Raw genomic sequence first — 19,388 nt, 5'->3', positions numbered from 1 at the left:
AGCAGGATTAGAAAAACCAGGTCATAAAAAAGAAGTGACTATCCAAAAGGTTGGAAAGCCACAATGGTAAATCAAATATGTAATAACAGCCAGCTAAAAAGATTTGGGCTTTTGCCGCCCGGATATAGCCGGCTTTTTATTTACATATTATTCTTGATTTTGTTGTGAGAGTTGCTCTTTAAACTGTTTGGCTTTTTCTTCATAAACCCGAACGGTCATCCGAAGCATTTCCAGGTCCTTATCGGTTAATTCACGAACGACTTTCGCTGGGGAACCGAGTACAAGAGAACGTGGTGGGATTTTTTTACCGGATGGAACGAAGCTGTTTGCACCAATGAGACATTCTTCACCGATTTCCACTCCGTCTAAAACCGTAGCACCCATTCCCACAAGTGAACCTTTTTTGATTTTACAGCCATGCAGAATGGCATTATGCCCAACAGATACTTCATCTTCTAGAATAAGTGGGAAGCCTTCGTAAAGGTGTAATGTGCAGTTATCTTGAACATTGCAACGTTTCCCGATTTGAATAGGCCCTTCATCGCCACGGAGGACGGAGTTAAACCAGACACTTGAGTTCTCACCAATTTCAACTTCACCAATGATGTGAGCACCTGGCGCAATGAATACCGAAGGATGAATCGAAGGCTTTTGTCCATTTAAAGGAATAATCATATTAGTTCCTCCTTAAGCACTAATAGTCGTAAATATATGAAAATTATAACATAAGAGAATATTATCCGGAGCTTCGATAAAATCTGGTGCTCGGGGAATGAGAATCAAGTGCCGGTTTTAGGGAGATGAAGTTGGAACTGGAGCTAGAAGATAAGACGAGTGCTCGTTTTGACGTACTGAAGTGGAAAACGGGAACCTTCCCACAACCAAAGATAAAGGAGAATCATAGAAATGAACGATCTTTGTAGATTACTAGATATACAATACCCCATTATTCAAGGGGGGATGGGGAATATCAGTCACCCTAAGCTTACAGCTGCAGTGTCAAATGCAGGTGGACTTGGGACGTTAGGTGTGGGGACGCTTGATCCTGATGAGGTTGAAAGAAGGATCATTGAAACAAAGAAGCAAACGAATCTACCATTTAGCGTGAATGTACCGATTTCGGTGAATGAGTTTCCAAAAGAGATGCTGCAGCTTGTTTTGAATCACAAGGTTCCGGTTGTGACACTCTCTGCAGGAAATCCTGCTCCGTTTATTCCAAAACTTCATGAGCATGGAGTGAAAGTGCTTGTTGTAGTCGGAAATGTTCGCCAAGCAGTGAAGGCTAGTGAAGCGGGGGCAGATGCTATTATCGGGGAAGGATATGAAGCAGCGGGGATCAATTCACCTCAGGAGTTAACAACGCTAACTCTTATCCCTCAGCTTCTAGATGCGGTTGAGGTTCCGGTTGTAGCAGCAGGTGGCATTAGTAATGGAAGAAGTCTTGCAGCAATGCTGACATTAGGTGCACAAGGTGTTCAAATGGGGACTCGTTTTGTTGCCACTCAAGATGCTCCTTTTTCTGATATCTATAAACAAAAAATAGTAGAGGCACAGGATGATGCTACTGTTATTTTAGGAAGAAAAGTTGGACGTGTTAGAAGGGTGCTGAAATCTCCCTTTGCGGAAAAAATGCTAGAAAAAGAAAAGGAACAGCTAACCGCTGAAGAGTGGGCATCATTAACGAGTGAAACGTATCACCTAAAGGGTGCCATGGAAGGAAACGAAGTAGAAGGGTTTATGAATAGTGGTCAGATTGCAAGTTTAATCAAAGACTTACCAACAGTCCAGGAATTATTAAATTCGATGATGAATGAGTTAAAGGAGGCGACATCTCTATTAAATAAAATAGTAGACTAACAGTTAAGTTAGTCTATTTTAAATTTTTTCAACTTTCCAAAAACAAATTGACGACCTATAAGAGTTGATGTTAACATTACGATAAAATAACGTAACCAAAAAAATACGTCAAATAGTTGGAATCATCAGGGTGAAAACGGTTACAAACTAACTTCTATAAGGGGGAAAATACAATGTTGAAAATGGGAAAATGGGTTGGCTTTTTGATGTTAGCAACGATGTTAATTTTGGCAGGTTGTGGTAGTCAATCAAGCAATGGAGATGGAACAGATACAAAGACTGATAGAAAAACTTTTACAATTGGGGTTACCCAAATTGCTGAACATCCATCCTTAGATGCAGCAGTAGAAGGTTTCAAAAAGGCTTTAGAAGATAAAGGAATAGATGCTACATATGATTTGCAAATTGCCCAGGGGGATCCCTCCCTTAGTACAACGATTGCTCAAAACTTTGTGAGTTCTGGTGTTGATTTAATTTTCGCAAATGCTACACCAAGTGCGCAAACAGCACTAGCTGCGACAAAGGATATTCCGATTGTATTTACATCTGTTACAGATCCAGTTGGTTCTGAGTTAGTTCCCTCATTAGAAGAGCCTGGTGGTAATATTACGGGGACAATGGATTTACACCCAGAAGCGATTCCAAATACGCTTAAATTTATCAAAGACGAGCTAGGAGCAAGTAATGTTGGTTTAGTCTATAACTCTGGTGAAACAAACTCAGTTTCACAAGTTAACTCTATAAAAGAATTATTATCTGAGCTTGGCTTAGAAGCAGTAGAAGCTACAGTGAGCAATTCATCAGAAGTTAAGCAGGCCGCTGAATCACTTGTTGGAAAAATTGACGCGTTCTATATCATTACGGATAACACAGTTGTTTCTGCTTTAGAAAGTGTTGTATCTGTTGCAAATGAAAGAGATATTCCTATGTTAGCAGGAGAATTTGATTCTGTTGAACGTGGGGCATTCGGTGCATATGGCTTTGATTATTATGATATTGGTTACGAAGCTGGTTTAATGGCAGTCGACATCCTTAATAATGGTAAGAGTCCAGCAGATATTCCTGTTCAAGTACCGCAGAACCTTAAACTTGTTCTTAATAAGAAAGCAGCAGAAGAACAAGGTGTAGAACTAAAGTCTGAATGGGACGACATCGCAGAATACCTAGAATAATTAGGAGTTGATCACATGTTTTCGGCCACTTTTGGATCGGTAGAGGTTGGAGTGATCTATGCCATTATGGCATTAGGTGTGTACCTTTCTTTCCGAATCCTAGACTTCCCAGATTTAACAGTAGATGGAAGCTTCGTAACGGGTGCTGCAACTGCAGCAACGTTAATAACTCTTGGATATAATCCAGTATTCGCAACAGGAGCCGCCATTATTTTAGGTTTTGTTGCAGGTAGTATTACAGGGGTCCTGCATACCAAAGGGGGAATTAACCCGTTACTTTCCGGGATATTGATGATGACAGCCCTTTATTCCATCAATCTTAGAGTAATGGGTACTACTTCGACAACAGCAAGTAGACCGAACATTCCCTTGTTAAATGTTGAAACAATTTTTACACCTGTTGAAAATCTAGCGGCATCGCTCGGGATTAACACGTTTTTTAACAATATTTTTGGTTCCATGGGAGTGAAAATACTCCCAACAGATTATGGAGTTATCTTCATCATGATAGTCATTACACTTCTAGTTAAAGTCATTACTGATATTCTTCTAAAAACAGAAGTTGGTTTGGCTATTCGGGCAACGGGGGATAACCAAAGAATGATTAGAAGCTTTTCAGGTAATACAGACTATTTAATTGTTATAGGTCTTGGAGTATCGAATGCCTTTGTAGCGTTATCAGGTGCCCTTATTGCCCAGTACCAAGGAAGTGCAGATGTCACAATGGGTGTAGGGATGATTGTTACAGGTCTTGCATCCGTTATTATCGGTGAAGCTATTTTTGGTACAAAATCGATTGTTCGAACAACATTTGCAGTTATAGGTGGAGCTATCATTTACCGAATGGTAGTCGGGTGGGCTTTACAATTCAAAATACTAAATGCGAGTGATATGAAGCTTATTACCGCAACGATTGTAATACTTGCGCTTATCCTACCTAAGGTAATTGACAAGCAAAAAGAAAAACGTAGAAAACTGAAAAGGCACAATGAAATGTTGGCGAATATCGAAATGAAAGAAGGTGACGGGGTTGCTACATCTAAAGGAGATTAACAAGATTTTTAATGAGGGTACTTTAGACGAAAAGGTGGCACTCAGTCGCATCAATCTTTCCCTGAAAAAAGGAGATTTTGTCACGATTATCGGTAGTAATGGAGCTGGGAAATCAACACTTATGAACGTGATTTCTGGTGTGATTAAGCCAGATGTTGGTACGGTGACGATTGCTGATCAAGACGTGACGAATCTTCCTGAATATAAGCGGTCAAAGCTTATAGGCCGTGTTTTTCAGGACCCGATGGCTGGAACTGCACCTACGATGACCATTGAAGAGAATTTGGCAATGGCGTATTCTCGAAATAAAAAACGAGGGTTACGCAGGGCAGTAACGAAAGAGCGACGCCAACTTTTCCTTGAAGTGTTAAAGAGTTTAAACCTTGGCCTGGAGACACGGCTGAATGCGAAAGTAGGATTATTATCAGGAGGAGAACGCCAAGCATTATCCTTGCTCATGGCTACCTTCACAGAACCGAATATTCTATTGTTAGATGAACATACGGCCGCCCTAGATCCTTCTAGAGCGGAACTCATTACAAAGCTAACAAAGGAGATTGTTGCGGATCACCAATTAACGACTCTAATGGTGACACACAATATGCAACAGGCCATTGATCTAGGAAACCGACTCATCATGATGGATAAGGGACAAATCATTTTCGAAGCCAATGAAGAAGAAAAGAAATCATTAACTGTAAAAGACCTACTCGATGAATTCCAACGAATTCGTGGAGAGCAGATGGCGAATGACCGGTCGATTTTATCCGTATAATAAGAAGACAGCTCTGGAGGAATCTAGGGCTATTTTTTTATGGGTTGGAGAAGGCTCTCATTCCTATAACCAAAGTCCCTAAAGTTATTCGAAGCGTCCGAAAATTCACTCAAAATATTGACTACTTTTATAACGTAATGATATGATAACGTTAAATATACGTCATAAAACTTACCTACAATAAAATAGAAATAATAGTAATCTATTATTCTTATTTTATTTTTTTTGTTCATTTTTGAAAGCGCTTCATTACTTAATTCTTTTATATGGGGATGGGAACATGAAAGAAGGAATGAAAGTTGGACAGACAGCAACGATTGAAGCTGTTGTGACACCAGACATGTATGCGCAATTTGAGGGGAATGTCGTTCATCCAGCCTATTCAACTGTATCGATGGTATACCATATGGAATGGGCAGCTAGACAAATCATTCTCCCCTTTTTAGAAGATCATGAAGAGGGTATTGGAGGAGCTGTTTCCGTAAAGCATGTGGCTCCAACAGCGGCTGGCACGAACATCCGAGTTACAGCAGAGCTCACTGAATATAAGAAGCATAAGGTAGTCACGAAAGTCACAGCTTTTAATGAGAGAGGAATCATTGGTGAGGGAGAAGTTGTCCAATATATCTTACCGAAAGAGGAAATCCAAAATAAAATACAAGCTTCATTAGTGTAAACAAAATTTTATAGGACAAAATGTAAGCGTTTACTCAAGGGGGATTTAACATGGATATGTTTACTCACATACATGAACATGAACAGGTGGTTCTTTGTAATGACCCGTCTACTGGCCTTAAAGCCATTATTGCCATTCACGATACAACTCTAGGTCCGGCTCTTGGTGGTTGTAGAATGAGACCTTATGCATCTTTTGATGAAGCATTAGAGGATGTTCTTCGTTTATCTAAGGGAATGACTTACAAATGTGCAGCAGCAGATGTTGATTTTGGAGGAGGAAAATCCGTCATCATTGGTGACCCTTCAAAAGATAAATCTCCTGAACTATTCCGAGCCTTTGGTCAATTCGTAGATTCCTTGAATGGAAGGTTTTATACAGGGACGGATATGGGGACGACTCCAGAGGATTTTGTTCATGCAGCTAAGGAAACAAATTGTATTGTTGGCGTTCCTGAGGCATATGGTGGAAGTGGGGATTCTTCTGTTCCTACTTCACTTGGTGTCATCTATGGAATTCAGGCGACGAATGAAGCAGCGTTTGGCTCAAAGAATCTTTCAGGAAAAGTCTACTCTATCCAAGGACTTGGAAAAGTGGGGATGAAGGTTGCTGAGCACCTATTAGAACAAGGCTGTGACTTATATGTTTACGATATTAACGAAAAAGCAGTTGAGAGTTTACTAGAGAAGGCTCCAACCCTAAACGGACAAGTGAAGGCGGTTACCGCTGATGAATTGTATAGTGTTCCGGCAGATGTTTTTGTTCCGTGTGCATTAGGTGGCATATTAAACGATGAAACGATCGAAGCTCTTAAAGTGAAGGCTATCGCTGGTTCAGCGAACAATCAATTATTAGCTGAAAGACACGGAGACCTTCTTCAACAAAAGGGCATCCTGTATGCACCTGATTATATCGTGAATGCCGGTGGACTTATTCAGGTGGCAGATGAGTTATACGGGCCAAACAAGGAAAGAGTCTTAAAGAAAACAGAAGCCATCTATTCTTCTTTACTACAAGTCTATAAATATTCCGAATCACACGGAGTACCAACCTACAAAGCAGCAGACCGCTTCTGCGAAGAAAGATTAGAAGCGCGTAAAAAGAGAAATAGTATGTTTGCTCATAGCAAAAGACCGAAATGGGATATTCGTAACTAATCTAAAAAGAGGTGAATTCGATGAAAGACCAATTTCCACTTATTCAGTACGTTGATACACAAGGAAATTTGAATGATGAATCTTATGGGAAACTCATCACAAAAGAACTAGTTCAAACCTTTTATAAACATTTAACGCGCGTTCGAACCTTTGATAGAAAAGCGATTAGCTTACAACGTCAAGGACGTCTTGGAACCTATGCACCCTTTGAAGGGCAAGAAGCAGCACAAGTAGGGAGTGCACTTTCTTTAGAAGAGAATGACTGGTTATTCCCAACTTACCGAGATCATGCGGCAAGCTTAACTTTTGGGCACAATATGCCTCGTGTCTTCCTTTATTGGAATGGAAGGGTAGAAGGTTGTGTAGCACCGGAAGGAAAGCATATTTTCCCGCCAGCTGTACCGATTGCGACCCAAATCCCACATGCTACGGGAGCTGCATTAGCGGAAAAGAGAAAAGGAACCAAAAATGCTGCTATTGTTTATTTCGGTGATGGAGCAACGTCTGAGGGAGATTTCCATGAAGGCTTGAACTTTGCCAGTGTATTTAAAGCACCTGTCGTTTTATTTAATCAAAACAATAGCTATGCCATTTCTGTGCCAATTGAAAGGCAAATGAATTCGGAAACGATTGCTCAGAAATCTGTTGCTTATGGAATTCCAGGTGTCCGCGTGGATGGTAATGATATTTTTGCTGTTTATTTTGAAACGAAAAAAGCCTTTGAGCGTGCACGTAATGGAGATGGGCCAACGTTAATTGAGGCCGTTACGTGGAGATTTGGTGCTCATACGACAGCTGATGATCCTACAAAATATCGGAACCAAGAAGAAAGTAATCAAAAAAGAGAAGAAATTGATCCGATTTTAAGACTTGAAAGATACATGAAAAACCATGATCTCTGGGACGAAGAATGGGTGAATCAGGTTAAAGAAGAAATGGCTCAAGAAATTGAAGATGCGGTTAAAGAAATGGAAGCTTTCCCTAAGCCGGATGTGAATGACCTATTTGACCATGTATTTGAAAAGGCAACCTGGACGATTCAAGATCAAAAAGAACAATACCTTCAGACGCTAAGAGGTGAATAAAGCATGACTGTAGAAACGTCAACGAAAACGAAGAAGTTAACGATGATTCAAGCAATTACAGATGCCATGAGAACCATGCTAGATGAGAAGGAGAATGTTCTCATTTTAGGGGAAGATGTCGGTAAAAACGGTGGGGTATTCCGTGCAACAGATGGTCTCCAAGAAGAGTTCGGGGAAGACCGAGTTGTCGATACACCCCTTAGTGAGTCAGGTATTATTGGTGTGTCCATCGGAATGGCGATCAATGGATATTTACCTATAGCAGAAATTCAGTTTTTAGGCTTTATTTACCCGGCTTATGAGCAAATTATGACGCATGCAACGCGTATTCGAATGAGAACAATGGGCAAATATTCAGTGCCAATGGTCATTCGAGCTCCATATGGGGCTGGTGTTCGTGCTCCTGAAATTCACTCTGATAGTGTTGAATCCCTGTTTACGCATATGCCTGGAATCAAGGTGGTCTGTCCATCCAATCCATATGATGCAAAGGGACTTTTAATAGCGAGTGTTGAGGATCCAGATCCCGTTTTATTTATGGAAGCTCTCCATTCCTACCGTTCTAGCCGTGAAGAAGTACCAGAAGGAAAGTACACGGTTGAAATTGGAAAAGCCAAAACGGTTCAGCCAGGTCAAGATGTGACGGTTATAGCTTGGGGCGCGATGGTCCCTGTATGTATGAAGGCTGTCAAAGAAGCAGAAGCCCAGGGGATTTCCTGTGAAGTCATCGATCTACGTACGCTATATCCACTAGATCGTGAGGCAATTGCAGAATCTGTTCAAAAGACCGGTCGAGTTGTGATCGTACATGAGGCGCATGCCACAGGTGGCGTATCCAATGATGTGATGGCGATTATCAATGATACATCTTTCTTATACTTGAAGGCTCCTATTCAAAGAGTAACTGGATTTGACGTCCCTGTACCGTTCGCGGCACTAGAGGACCATTACTTACCTACACCAAAACGAGTGATGAAAGCCATTATAGATGCGGCTCAATTCTAGAAAAGAGGTGATTTCATGCTTGAAGTTAAGCTTCACGATATTGGAGAAGGAATGACAGAAGCAGAGGTACTGCATTACTTTGTAAAACCAGGTGACCAAGTTAAAAGTGACCAACCATTAGTGGAGGTTCAAACAGATAAAATGACAGCGGAACTTCCGTGTCCTGCAGACGGTGTCGTTAAAGAAATCGTCATTGACACCGGCTCAACAGTAACGGTAGGAACTACTTTACTTTTAATAGAAGCAAAAGGTTCTAACAGTGCTAAGCAGGTAAAAGAAGAAACAAAAACCATTGCATCTGATGAAAAAAAGCAGACGGTTACAAAAGAAATAACGACTACATATCAACCAAGTCAGAGTCGAGCCGTTTTAGCAGCGCCTTATACAAGAAAAATTGCGAGGGAAAACGGAATTGATATTGAACAAGTAAAAGGGACCGGACCTGCAGGTAGGGTAACAGATGAAGATGTTTATCGTTTTATCGAGTCCTTAAACTCTAACGATGAGGCTGCGGTGGCAGTTGAAGAAAAAGTAGTAGAGCTCCCAACTAGAACGTATGAACAACCGCAAGCTGAAGAAACCATCATCCCATTTAAGGGACGAAGAAAACAGATTGCAAAGAAAATGAGTCAATCTCTCTATACGATCCCACATGTCACTCACTTCGAAGAATTAGAGATCACTGAGTTAATCAAAGTCCGTAGCCAATTAAAAGCGGCGGGGAAAAACATTTCATTGGCCGCTTTCTTTGTAAAAGCAGTGCAGCTTACGTTAAAAGATTTTCCGGTTTTTAACGCAACTTTAGACGAGGAAAAAGAAGAAATACGTCTCAAAAATTATTACAATATCGGCCTTGCAGCAGACACAAAAGAAGGCCTTATTGTCCCAGTGATTCATCATGTTGAGAGAAAATCCCTCATTACGATTCATAACGAAATGAAAGAATACACGAAAAAAGCAACGGAAAACAAATTAACAGCTCGTGATATTCAAGGCAGTACTTTTACAATTTCAAATGTGGGTCCATTAGGAAGTATCGGGGCAACCCCAATTATCAATTATCCAGAAACAGCCCTGTTGGCTTTCCATAAAACAAAAGAAAGACCGATTGTTAAAAACGGGGAAATCGTAATCGGTTCTGTTATGAACGTTTCCATGTCATTTGACCATCGAGTGGCAGATGGCGCGACAGCCGTTGCTTTTACTAATCGATTAGCTGAATTATTAGAAAATCCAAGTCTTTTACTAGTGGAGTTGGTCTAAATGGTTGTTGGAGAATTAGCAATGGATCGAGATGTCGTCATCATTGGAGGAGGTCCTGGTGGATATTCTGCAGCGATTCGTGCGGCTCAATTAGGAAAGGAAGTTACTCTGATTGAAAAGAAACATGTGGGTGGAGCTTGTTTAAATGAAGGCTGTATTCCATCGAAAGTGTTTGCAGAAGCAGCCAAGCAGAGTCAACTGTTTCCTCATCTGAATAAGTTGGGCTTTCATGTAGAGAAGCCAGACTTGGACTTTGGTCAGCTGCAAACCTACAAAGATCAAGTCATTTCCCAGCTAAGAACAGGGGTAGAGGCACTCTGTAAAGCGAACAAGATTGAAAGATTAGAAGGGAGTGCTTCCTTCTTATCCGATGATCGAATTGGTGTAGAAAATGGCCATCAGTTTGATGTCTATCGATTCAATCAAGCCATAATTGCGACGGGGAGTTGTGTTGTCCCTCATTTTAAGGGAAACACCCAAATTGTAAACGAAAGAACAGTCTATAGTTTAAAAGAAATCCCGGCATCTCTGATTGTGGATGGTGGAGATTATATTGCGCTAGAAGTGGCCATTTCGTATGCGGCATTGGGCAGTATGGTCACTTGTGTCTTGAATGATGAAGACTTAGCTTATTTAGATGAAGCCATTATAAAAGAACTAAAAAGACAGTGTAAGAAAAAGAAGATAAAGTTAATAGCCGGTCACATTGAAAAAGTTGAAGAGAATGGTCCAGAGGTTCATGTGGAAGTATTAGATAACAAAGGGGACCTTCAAAACTTAAGTAGTGAGTATTTTTATAGTAATGCTAACTACGAAGCAAACGTAGGTGAACTTGGTATTGATCGCTTAGGGATGCAGATGGATGATTCCGGATTTATTACAGTGAATGCACAATGTCAAACTTCTATTGGGAACATCTATGCCATTGGGGATGTAACGGGTGGAAAACAGCTTGCGGTTAAAGCAATCCGTCAAGGGAAAGTTGCTGCAGAAGTGATTGCTGGTCAGCCTTCCGAATGGGATGAACACTATATGCCAACCGTGATTCACTCGCAACCACCAATTGCAACGGTGGGACTAACGGAAGAAGAAGTAAACAAGCAAGGTTTATCCTATGAAGCGGGCCAGTTCTCTTTAGCAGGAAATGGATTTGCTAGTTTAAAAGGTCAGAAGGATGGCTTTGTAAAAGTCATTAAGGAAAGAAAAACAGACCGCATTTTGGGCTTTCATATGATTGGTGAAGGGGCAGTAGAGTTAATCTCTACGGGTGTTAATGCTCTAGAAATGGTAGCAAGAGACGAAGACTTGTTATTCCCATCGTATCCACACCCAAGCATGAACGAAGCCTTGTTAGAAGCGGTAGAAGCGATAAAGGGGCAGGCAATCCATCAAGCTCCAGCCAAAAGTAAGGTGTCATCGAAATAGACTGCGAGAATTTTTTCTCGTAGTCTTTTTTTATGCGGTCTAAATGATGGCGAATTCTCATATTTATAGCACATACCATGAGAAAAGGTGAGGCCATATGTTTGTGTATTTTTATGAAAATAAAGATATGGTTTTAAATCAAGTGCGCAACACAGTTCCAGCTGTTGGTGACGATTTGAAAATTAAAGGTAGAAAAGCAAAAGTACTAAGTGTTGAACATGCGGATGATAACAAGGTACATGTGCAAGTAAGTTTGGAGAAAGTGAGTAAAAAGAGCAAAGTGATCGAGGATCCTTCTAAGAAGCGGAAACGGTAGAAATGGGATTGCCTTTTTGGGCAATCCTTTTTTAGTAGTACATCCTTATTTTATGAAAAGAAATCATATACATAGACTAAAAAGCTAATAGGGGTAAATATATTGGATAAACACAACAGCAAATTCAGATGGGTTGTATTTACTTCCGTTCTGTTTACGTATCTTATTATGGCAAGCCAGCGAACTGCTCCAGGTCTAATTACAGACCAATTGATGAGAGACTTTCAGGTAACAGCATCAACGATAGGGTTAGTAACAAGTATTCAATTTTTTGTATACACATGTTTACAAATTCCAATGGGGATTTTAGCGGACCGTTATGGACCTAACTTCTTTCTCATTATAGGTTCCATCTTAACGGGCTTCGGCACCATCATGTATAGTCTAGGTAACCATGAATCTATCCTGTTTTTTGCTAGAATGCTAACAGGGATAGGCGATGCGACCATTTGGGTTAATTTAGTGTTAATATTAAGTCAATGGTTTAATGCAAAGGAATTTACTCGATTGATTGGTGTAGCTGGAATGACCGGAAGCCTTGGTTTCCTTCTGGCAACGGTTCCTTTCTCAGCCATGATTGTCTTACTAGGATGGAGAGCAGCCTTTTTTTCAGCAGGATGCCTTCTATGTGTTTGTGGGGTCCTTCTTTACTTAATACTCGTTAAAAAAACAAATCAGCCGGTAATCGTGAAAACGAATCAACATCGTGAAAAATTTGGCGTCCTACTGAAGAGGATTTTTTCTAGTCGACAGGCATGGGGATTATTCTTATGTCACTTCGGGATTGTAGGAGGATATATAGGTTTCATTGGTTCGTGGGCCGTCCCATATGGAATGAATATTTACGGCCTAACACGTTTACATGCCAGTCAGCTCATTATGGTTAGCCTCATAGGTGCTCTTATCGGTGCTCCCCTAATTGGTTGGATATCCAGTAGATTAGACATGATTAAACGACCTTATATCGTGTTTCATATCATTATTTTGCTATGTTGGTTCACCTTTTTATTATTTCAGGAGCACCCACCATTTTTCCTATTCGTTCTATTATTTTTTATCATTGGTTTTGGATTCGGCTCCAATTCCTTAACGTTTGCACTCGTTCGTCTAACTTTTCCTAAAACAGAATCTGGTTTTGTCTCTGGTTTTGCCAATACAGGAGGCTTTCTAAGTGCTGTATTACTACCAGGTATTTTTGGGTATTTATTGGACCATTTTCAGTCTGTGTCGGGAAGTATTGCGGAAGGATATTACTTTGGTTTCATTACGCCCGTTGTCTTCTCTTTGGTTGGACTGATTGGCGTTATTATAATTAAAGAGAAGAACCAGGTTGTTGAAAGTAAACCTAATACTCAAGTTTCACTTTGATAATAGATTTTTCAGGGGGGATTTTTTGGCCGACATCATAATAACCATCATTTTTTTAATTCCGCTATATGCTGTGTTATTTTGGACTTATTTATATCCCGAAGAAAGTCTCCTATTTGGTAAGAGATGGATGTATGAGGAAGAACCACAGTTATCTAGTAGAGTGATTCGTTATACTAAATTCATGTCTCTATATACGATGATTGGTCTTCCTTTCGTCATTATTAGTTTTTTCATAGAAAAAGGAATTCTAAAACTTGCCCCAGTGTTATTCTTTTTGGTGCTTATCATCGGAGCTTTTAGAATACTGACAGATGAGAAAGAATCCTAATATAATATAAATGAAAGAAATACGGCTGGAAAAAATCTGAATGAAAACAAATAAGCGTTCCAAATAAGGGGGACGCCTTTTTTTGTTCTTTTATTTATTGAAGGATAATTGATTTGTATGTTGAAGTGTTTCTAGATGGAGAAGGGATTTGGAATAACACTTGAATATATTTTTAAATATTTCCATCAGTTTTGTAAAGGGGTGCTTTTTTGCTGAAAATAAAACTATTACCTGTAATCCTTTTCTTATCTCTCATTGTAATGGGATGCCAAAATAATAGTCAGGAATTACAAAATAAGAACTTGGATTTAAACGACGAAGTTACAAGTATTGAAGTTTATGAATGGAATGGTGAAGAGCTGATCACAACGATTGATGATAAAGAATTGATAGAAGGACTTATAAACGAATTAGACAATGCAAAGACCCATTCGACAGCTCACATCGACTGGGCATTACCAGACTATGAATTACATTTTAAACACAATAATGAGGTTATATATGAGATTGGTTATTGTAAAGATATACAAAGATTTGGAGATGGAGCCGTGGGGCGTTATTGGGAATTCGATCAACTCTATGAAGTAAATACAAAACTGCCTGTGGAATAGTCTTTTTATTAAATTCAATCCTGTCACTCTCTTTAACAAACGGAAACATGCCTTTAATATTGGATGATTTAGTGTAAGGAGCAAAATTATTAGGAGGATTAAATATGAAACCACGAATTTCAGTAATTACTTTGGGAGTAGATGATTTAGAAAGGTCATTGGAATTCTATCAGGATGGACTTGGACTTCCTACACAGGGTATAGTAGGCAAGGAATTTGAACATGGTGCTGTTGCTTTTTTTGATTTACAACCTGGATTAAGACTTGCAATCTGGGAGCGAAAAGATATAGCTCATGACACAAGCATAAACCAAACAGCAGTAAGCCCAACTGAATTTACGATTGGTCATAATGTTGGTAGTAAAGAAGAGGTTGATATCGTAATGGATCAGGCAGAGAGGGCTGGTGCAGTTATCACAGTTCCCGCACATGATACCTTTTGGGGTGGATACTCTGGATATTTTCAAGACCCAGATAGTCATTTGTGGGAAGTGGTTTGGAATCCAGCGTGGGATTTTCCAGAATAGTTCAAGGTGATGGTTTCATCTATTAAAGGGTGCGTTGGTCTAGGGAAGATTAACCACCTTTTTTGCAGAATTAACCTTGGACATGGTTATACTAAGGTGGTTAAAACTACTAATGAATTGTCTCAATATATAGGAGTGAAAGTTATTTTATTGTACTGTTCCACTAACGGTAAGCGTAGCAAGTACATAGGAGGAGTTACAATGAAATTTATGATGGTTGTGAAGGCTTCAAAGGATTCTTAAGCTGGAACAATACCAAAGGAGCAAATGGAGCGGATGTTTGCTGCGATGAAGAAATACAATGAAGAACTGAAGAAATCTGGAATTCTAGTGTCAGTTGGTGGACTCCATCCAAGCTCTAAAGGCATTCGTATTACTTACCCTGTTCCGGGAGAACCGCCTATTCCACTAAAGGGAGCGATAATCCATGAAGGATTATCGTTTCTTTATGTTGAACTTTATTAAAGTAACGGTACAGAAGAGTAGCATAAAAATTTTATACAATATCCTGTACAAATCCGAGGGGGCAGTTAATTGAGAAGGGTTGGATTTATTTCATTCGTTATTCTAATTGTTATTATTGCTGGATTTATTTTTGTGAAAAAATCATATTATCCTCCACTTCCAATAGGAAATTTAACAACAAAGGAAGCAATAGAAAGGCTGGAAGAAACAGAGAGCAAGATAGTAGAAATCGCAGTAGAAGAAGATACGATTTGGTATATCACAAAAACTGAAAATAAGGGCATTTCAATAGCAGATGAAAACATTAAGCATTTGATTGGTGCAAAGGGCTGGGATTTCAAAGAAAAAGATGGTGCTGGTCTATTTTTTGAAAAAGGTGAGGAACGTTTAGTGGTTACTACAGAAATGTGGGGTAAACACTACGTAATTGTAAAGGTTCAAAGCAAGTTTAAAGAACTTTAGAATTTTTTAGCTGACTGCTAGAGTTTATCCAGGGGGATTCGATCCATTTTATGTTGAATTCCTTTTTGAACTAACTGAGCAGTTTGACCGGATAAGGCAAGAGGTGTTTCAATGAAAAATATCAGAAAAAAACTTATTATTGTTGGTCTTTTTGCATTTTTATTTGCTGGTTATAAAACTATAAGTTTTTTCTACTCGGAGTTTCTCTATCCACCTAGATATGAAATTACGATGTCGAGGGTAATGTAAATATCGTTAAACAGTTTACAAAATTTGAAGAAGAGAATGATGAAAGAATTATTGGCGACATAATAAATATTAGTAAATATGAATTTTTAAGAAAAAAACTAAAGACAAATCTGACAGAAATCAACGATACACCCTTTGTAAGTATTCTTAAATATACAAGTGCAAAATCAGTAAAAGTGGGACTAGAAACTAATGACATAAATGAAGCCATTTCTTTCCTTGAAGAAGAATTAAAGTAAATACATTTAATAGGTGCAAGTGTTCAAGAAGAACAGTCTTTTTCATTAACAGATCAAGTAATGTTTAATTGGGGTAGTGGGTTTAATGGATAAAAATGGTGATTGTAAGAAGGGAAGAAAAATGAATATAAATAGTCGTTGGGTAATTGCAGTTGTTTTGATTTTATTGGCAATTTTATTTTTTAATAAAGGGTTAGAATTAAGAGCTCTTGGAGCAAATGTCGATGGAGATGGTATTGGAGTACACTTCTTAGCTTTCGAAATAAATGATAGAGTACCAGAAGAGAGTATCCCATCATATGCAATTGGATTTTTCATCTCTAGCATAGTCGCCATAATTATATCAATTATATTAGTTGGAATGAATTTGAAATCCAGAGTAATAGCAAGTTAAATAATGGTGGGGTTCGTTAGAGTTTGTGAGGATATGCACTTAAACTCCCTCAGTTTAATTCAATTTACTCTTAAATGCTCGCTTATTCGCAGGATTTCAAATCCACATGTAAGAACATTAACGGATGTATAGAATGATTATTGTAAATTAGGCTACATGAAGGCATGCGGGAATAGAGGAGTAGACCTTAACTCCACTTATTTCCATATACTGCACGCATTCTCCACGCCGCCCCTGGAGGCTTTCCCTCCCATGTCTCAACGGGTCAATGCCCTCTCATTCCTTCGTCATGCCTATCCAAGGGGTGGAGGCCGGTTATGCTAACGGAATGGGTCTGTGCCCTTTTGTTTAAGTATCCCAGTACTCCGTGCTTTCTTTGAGGTCCTACGAATAAGCCAACATTTATAAAAATATTAAACTATTTAAACGTTATATTTAGAATTTATTATGCTGCTAAAGGTGGCAATGACTGGACTTTCTCTGGACAATAGGCTTCATTACGACGAGCGATACCTACAATAATTCTTGCAAGCTTTCCTATTAGTTTCATGATAGATTTCATTTTTTTCATCTTTTTTATATGAACATTATAATAGTGCAGTTCTTTAAACTCAGGGTTATTGGCTACAAGGCTCATTGTCGCTAAAAATAAAAATCTCCGTAATCTAGATCGCCCCCGTTTAGAGAGGACAATTTGCCCTTTCCATTTTCCTGAACTAGCTTCCACTAGATGTAAACCTGCGTGTCTGAGTAGGGAATTACCATGTGCAAAGTTACTTAATTCGCCAGTTTCACCCAAAATACCGCCTAATGTTATTTCAGTTAACCCCTTAATGCCTAGTAGATGATCTGTATAAGAAATCTTATTAAGTGCTGCCTTTATATCCTTTTCTACTCTTTCGAGTTGTGCTGTCGCTAGGTCCAATTCATCCAGTAATACCTCTAAATGAAGTTTATATGCATCAATGGCTAAGGTAGTACCTATAGAGTTCTTAGCTAATTGAATCAGCAGTTTGGCCTTCTTTAAACCAGGTTGTCTCTTCATCAATGATTTCCAACTGTCTACTATATACTGGACTTCCAAGGACTGTAGTTCCAATGGTGTGGGAAATAACCGAAGTGTGGCAATAGCTCCTTTACACGTTACATCTTTAAAGACTTGTCTAAGTTCTGGAAAGACAATATCAACCCAAAGATGAATTTGATTTTCAGTACTGACAAGACGCTTCACAATAACATCACGATTTGCATTTAATACCCTTAACTCTTCAAAAGCCTCGGATGTAGGGCGAATATATGAATAATAGCCATTCTTCACCATATCAGCGATAACGAGAGCGTCTTTCTTATCACTTTTTGATTGTGTATTATCTCTATTTTCCTTATTCCTTTTTACAAGGTGTGGATTAACAGTTACTACATCAACATACTGATTGTATAGCCATTTGGATAAACTCAACCAATAATGCCCTGTTGGCTCCATACCAACGATTTCGGTGTTTAATCTCTTGGTAGCTTTTAATTCATTAATCCAGTTTAGCAATCTAGTAAATCCTTCTTCGTTGTTTTCAAATGTGATTGGATCTCCAACAACAATTCCGCGGTAATTGACAGCTCGTGCAACGTGAACTTGTTGTGCTATATCTACCCCGACAATAAGGTGTTGGTCAGAAATTCTTTCAATTAGTTGATTTTGTTTCTCTTGCATCTTAAACTTCATAGTAGAGCTTCCTCCTTGTAATTCGAGTATTAGAGTGGTGTCTATTCTCATATTACTGGGGAACTCTTTTTTTATCAAAGTTGAAAATTAGTGATCTACAAGAATGCTAATGGGGCAGTATAGTGGAACAAAGACTGGTAAAATCGATATGTAATCTTTTGGTGGTGTTTAAAATAGATAAAGAACGTATTTTTGATGAGTTGAATGAGATAAAAGAAAGCTTAGAAAAGCCCTTTCCCTATGGCGATACTTACAAAATACAAAAGGATTCAAAAATGAACTTTCGGAAGATTCTACTTTAACTGCTGATTTGAACACTTATTGGATGAACATTGCTGGATGTCTAAGCTATGTCTTGAAAGGAATTCCAAACAAAATTCCTCAAGGACAAATTGACTGGCTTCATTTGTCCTTCTTCGATATTTTTCAACAATATCAATTATTTGAAGATAAGTTAGCAGATTATCCATCATTATATGAAGAGTATATGATCAATGAAAAAGCACGAAAATTATTATTAGATTATTTATCTTATAACTAATCCTAGTTCAAAGGGTGCAAAAGTTTAGTTCGATTATTGTCCGTTAGTCATTTTTCTTCTTTAAGTAACAGACAGAATAGTTCAATAAGGGTTGTTATATATAGGTCACCAATTCAGGTGACTTTCATTTTTGCTCTAATAGTCACCGTGAAATTGGAATAATATGTTAAAGTTAAATAGGGAGAGGTGACTAATGAAAAAAGTATATGTTCTTCTGTCTTTTATTTGTTTGGTAATTATTTTAAATGCATGTGACCCAGAAAAAAGTGGGATTAAAAATAATTCAGTGAATCTATCTAAAAGTGAAAAGGAACTAGTCAATATAGAAAAAGAGAAAGAGAATTTAGAATTGGTTTTTCAAACTTCGGCAAAATTAACTCCAATAGAAATTGGAAAGCATACTAAATTATTTGAACCAGATGAATTTAAACAGTTTGTCCCAGTTGGAAGTAAGATTGGGCAAGTAGGGACAACCTTTGATGGAATAAATGATATATTTATTGATTATTTCATTGGCAATGAAAGACTAATTGTTACATATTTTGAGGATGGTACTATTCATAAGACATATTTAAATAGGGAAACTGGTTTGTTGTTTATTGCAAAATAAAAGTGCAGAGCTTTGCAAAGGAAAAATGCAGAGACCTGCACTTATTTTGTTAGGTACATAAAAAAAGACTTGCCAGCCACCCCAAGT

At 38.6% G+C, this 19,388-nt stretch carries 23 protein-coding genes; 21 read left to right on the top strand and 2 right to left on the bottom strand.

Features of this window, described 5'->3' with window-relative positions:
* Positions 1-147: 147 nt before the first annotated feature.
* Positions 148-675, bottom strand: a complete 528-nt coding sequence (locus tag ABDZ91_RS19545; protein ID WP_343802922.1) for a gamma carbonic anhydrase family protein — start codon at positions 673-675, stop codon at positions 148-150.
* Positions 676-906: 231 nt separating this feature from the next.
* On the opposite strand from ABDZ91_RS19545, the gene ABDZ91_RS19540 reads away from it, so the two are divergent.
* The 19 genes from ABDZ91_RS19540 (at position 907) to ABDZ91_RS19450 (ending at position 16,430) form a co-directional block, all read left to right on the top strand.
* Complete coding sequence (locus ABDZ91_RS19540) at positions 907-1,857, top strand: NAD(P)H-dependent flavin oxidoreductase (protein WP_343802919.1); 951 nt, start codon at positions 907-909, stop codon at positions 1,855-1,857.
* Positions 1,858-2,030: 173 nt separating this feature from the next.
* The gene (locus ABDZ91_RS19535) at positions 2,031-3,029 is read left to right on the top strand and encodes an ABC transporter substrate-binding protein (protein WP_425541875.1); all 999 of its coding nucleotides are present in this window, start codon (positions 2,031-2,033) and stop codon (positions 3,027-3,029) included.
* A 15-nt stretch (positions 3,030-3,044) separates the two neighbouring features.
* Positions 3,045-4,082: an ABC transporter permease gene (locus tag ABDZ91_RS19530; protein ID WP_343802916.1), complete on the top strand. Its 1,038-nt coding sequence runs from the start codon at positions 3,045-3,047 to the stop codon at positions 4,080-4,082.
* Positions 4,060-4,857 (top strand): ABC transporter ATP-binding protein, encoded by a 798-nt coding sequence (locus tag ABDZ91_RS19525; RefSeq protein WP_343802912.1) that lies wholly within the window; start codon positions 4,060-4,062, stop codon positions 4,855-4,857. The genes ABDZ91_RS19530 and ABDZ91_RS19525 overlap by 23 nt, the downstream gene beginning before the upstream one ends.
* A 280-nt stretch (positions 4,858-5,137) precedes the next feature.
* Complete coding sequence (locus ABDZ91_RS19520) at positions 5,138-5,533, top strand: thioesterase family protein (protein ID WP_343802909.1); 396 nt, start codon at positions 5,138-5,140, stop codon at positions 5,531-5,533.
* A 50-nt stretch (positions 5,534-5,583) separates the two neighbouring features.
* Positions 5,584-6,690 (top strand): Leu/Phe/Val dehydrogenase, encoded by a 1,107-nt coding sequence (locus ABDZ91_RS19515; RefSeq protein ID WP_343802906.1) that lies wholly within the window; start codon positions 5,584-5,586, stop codon positions 6,688-6,690.
* Between the two features lie 20 nt (positions 6,691-6,710).
* Entirely contained in the window at positions 6,711-7,775 is a 1,065-nt protein-coding gene (pdhA, locus tag ABDZ91_RS19510) for a pyruvate dehydrogenase (acetyl-transferring) E1 component subunit alpha (RefSeq protein WP_343802903.1), read from the top strand.
* Between the two features lie 3 nt (positions 7,776-7,778).
* Positions 7,779-8,780 (top strand): alpha-ketoacid dehydrogenase subunit beta, encoded by a 1,002-nt coding sequence (locus ABDZ91_RS19505; protein WP_343802900.1) that lies wholly within the window; start codon positions 7,779-7,781, stop codon positions 8,778-8,780.
* A gap of 15 nt (positions 8,781-8,795) precedes the next feature.
* A complete protein-coding gene (locus tag ABDZ91_RS19500) occupies positions 8,796-10,043 on the top strand; it encodes a dihydrolipoamide acetyltransferase family protein (protein ID WP_343802897.1) in 1,248 nt (415 codons plus the stop codon).
* On the top strand, positions 10,044-11,468 hold the full coding sequence (gene lpdA / locus ABDZ91_RS19495; protein WP_343802895.1) for a dihydrolipoyl dehydrogenase: 1,425 nt from the start codon (positions 10,044-10,046) through the stop codon (positions 11,466-11,468). It abuts the gene before it with no gap.
* 97 nt (positions 11,469-11,565) lie between these two features.
* Positions 11,566-11,784, top strand: a complete 219-nt coding sequence (locus ABDZ91_RS19490; RefSeq protein ID WP_343802892.1) for a hypothetical protein — start codon at positions 11,566-11,568, stop codon at positions 11,782-11,784.
* Positions 11,785-11,886: 102 nt separating this feature from the next.
* The gene (locus tag ABDZ91_RS19485) at positions 11,887-13,152 is read left to right on the top strand and encodes an MFS transporter (protein ID WP_343802888.1); all 1,266 of its coding nucleotides are present in this window, start codon (positions 11,887-11,889) and stop codon (positions 13,150-13,152) included.
* Between the two features lie 25 nt (positions 13,153-13,177).
* Positions 13,178-13,483 carry a hypothetical protein gene (locus ABDZ91_RS19480; protein WP_343802885.1) on the top strand — a complete coding sequence of 102 codons (306 nt, stop codon included), beginning with the start codon at positions 13,178-13,180 and terminating at the stop codon, positions 13,481-13,483.
* 209 nt (positions 13,484-13,692) lie between these two features.
* Positions 13,693-14,094: a hypothetical protein gene (locus ABDZ91_RS19475; RefSeq protein ID WP_343802882.1), complete on the top strand. Its 402-nt coding sequence runs from the start codon at positions 13,693-13,695 to the stop codon at positions 14,092-14,094.
* 104 nt (positions 14,095-14,198) lie between these two features.
* Positions 14,199-14,621, top strand: a complete 423-nt coding sequence (locus ABDZ91_RS19470) for a VOC family protein (RefSeq protein WP_343802879.1) — start codon at positions 14,199-14,201, stop codon at positions 14,619-14,621.
* Between the two features lie 276 nt (positions 14,622-14,897).
* Positions 14,898-15,086 carry a YciI family protein gene (locus ABDZ91_RS19465; RefSeq protein WP_343802876.1) on the top strand — a complete coding sequence of 63 codons (189 nt, stop codon included), beginning with the start codon at positions 14,898-14,900 and terminating at the stop codon, positions 15,084-15,086.
* Between the two features lie 69 nt (positions 15,087-15,155).
* Positions 15,156-15,548 (top strand): hypothetical protein, encoded by a 393-nt coding sequence (locus tag ABDZ91_RS19460; RefSeq protein WP_343802874.1) that lies wholly within the window; start codon positions 15,156-15,158, stop codon positions 15,546-15,548.
* 111 nt (positions 15,549-15,659) lie between these two features.
* Complete coding sequence (locus ABDZ91_RS19455) at positions 15,660-15,797, top strand: hypothetical protein (RefSeq protein WP_343802871.1); 138 nt, start codon at positions 15,660-15,662, stop codon at positions 15,795-15,797.
* A 324-nt stretch (positions 15,798-16,121) separates the two neighbouring features.
* Positions 16,122-16,430, top strand: a complete 309-nt coding sequence (locus ABDZ91_RS19450; protein ID WP_343802868.1) for a hypothetical protein — start codon at positions 16,122-16,124, stop codon at positions 16,428-16,430.
* Between the two features lie 445 nt (positions 16,431-16,875).
* Here ABDZ91_RS19450 and ABDZ91_RS19445 read toward each other — a convergent pair whose 3' ends face one another.
* On the bottom strand, positions 16,876-18,150 hold the full coding sequence (locus ABDZ91_RS19445) for an IS110 family RNA-guided transposase (RefSeq protein WP_343802865.1): 1,275 nt from the start codon (positions 18,148-18,150) through the stop codon (positions 16,876-16,878).
* Positions 18,151-18,460: 310 nt separating this feature from the next.
* Between ABDZ91_RS19445 and ABDZ91_RS19440 the strand changes: the two genes are divergently transcribed.
* Both ABDZ91_RS19440 and ABDZ91_RS19435 read left to right on the top strand, forming a co-directional pair.
* Entirely contained in the window at positions 18,461-18,691 is a 231-nt protein-coding gene (locus ABDZ91_RS19440; protein ID WP_343802862.1) for a YxiJ family protein, read from the top strand.
* Positions 18,692-18,884: 193 nt separating this feature from the next.
* Entirely contained in the window at positions 18,885-19,301 is a 417-nt protein-coding gene (locus ABDZ91_RS19435; protein ID WP_343802859.1) for a hypothetical protein, read from the top strand.
* Positions 19,302-19,388: the final 87 nt, after the last annotated feature.

This window comes from Bacillus carboniphilus, from assembly GCF_039522365.1.
In the GTDB taxonomy this organism is placed as follows: domain Bacteria; phylum Bacillota; class Bacilli; order Bacillales; family JC228; genus Bacillus_BF; species Bacillus_BF carboniphilus.
Note: the sequence above shows the minus strand (reverse complement) of the source record. Positions and strands in the feature narration are given on the sequence as shown.

Coding starts and splice junctions, on each gene's coding strand:
- ABDZ91_RS19535 (WP_425541875.1), top strand. CDS start 2,031: ATGTTGAAAATGGGAAAATGGGTTGGCTTTTTGATGTTAGCAACGATG.
- ABDZ91_RS19505 (WP_343802900.1), top strand. CDS start 7,779: ATGACTGTAGAAACGTCAACGAAAACGAAGAAGTTAACGATGATTCAA.
- pdhA (WP_343802903.1), top strand. CDS start 6,711: ATGAAAGACCAATTTCCACTTATTCAGTACGTTGATACACAAGGAAAT.
- ABDZ91_RS19540 (WP_343802919.1), top strand. CDS start 907: ATGAACGATCTTTGTAGATTACTAGATATACAATACCCCATTATTCAA.
- ABDZ91_RS19520 (WP_343802909.1), top strand. CDS start 5,138: ATGAAAGAAGGAATGAAAGTTGGACAGACAGCAACGATTGAAGCTGTT.
- ABDZ91_RS19530 (WP_343802916.1), top strand. CDS start 3,045: ATGTTTTCGGCCACTTTTGGATCGGTAGAGGTTGGAGTGATCTATGCC.
- lpdA (WP_343802895.1), top strand. CDS start 10,044: ATGGTTGTTGGAGAATTAGCAATGGATCGAGATGTCGTCATCATTGGA.
- ABDZ91_RS19490 (WP_343802892.1), top strand. CDS start 11,566: ATGTTTGTGTATTTTTATGAAAATAAAGATATGGTTTTAAATCAAGTG.
- ABDZ91_RS19500 (WP_343802897.1), top strand. CDS start 8,796: ATGCTTGAAGTTAAGCTTCACGATATTGGAGAAGGAATGACAGAAGCA.
- ABDZ91_RS19470 (WP_343802879.1), top strand. CDS start 14,199: ATGAAACCACGAATTTCAGTAATTACTTTGGGAGTAGATGATTTAGAA.
- ABDZ91_RS19545 (WP_343802922.1), bottom strand. CDS start 675: ATGATTATTCCTTTAAATGGACAAAAGCCTTCGATTCATCCTTCGGTA.
- ABDZ91_RS19465 (WP_343802876.1), top strand. CDS start 14,898: ATGTTTGCTGCGATGAAGAAATACAATGAAGAACTGAAGAAATCTGGA.
- ABDZ91_RS19515 (WP_343802906.1), top strand. CDS start 5,584: ATGGATATGTTTACTCACATACATGAACATGAACAGGTGGTTCTTTGT.
- ABDZ91_RS19435 (WP_343802859.1), top strand. CDS start 18,885: ATGAAAAAAGTATATGTTCTTCTGTCTTTTATTTGTTTGGTAATTATT.
- ABDZ91_RS19450 (WP_343802868.1), top strand. CDS start 16,122: ATGGATAAAAATGGTGATTGTAAGAAGGGAAGAAAAATGAATATAAAT.
- ABDZ91_RS19445 (WP_343802865.1), bottom strand. CDS start 18,150: ATGAAGTTTAAGATGCAAGAGAAACAAAATCAACTAATTGAAAGAATT.
- ABDZ91_RS19455 (WP_343802871.1), top strand. CDS start 15,660: ATGAAAAATATCAGAAAAAAACTTATTATTGTTGGTCTTTTTGCATTT.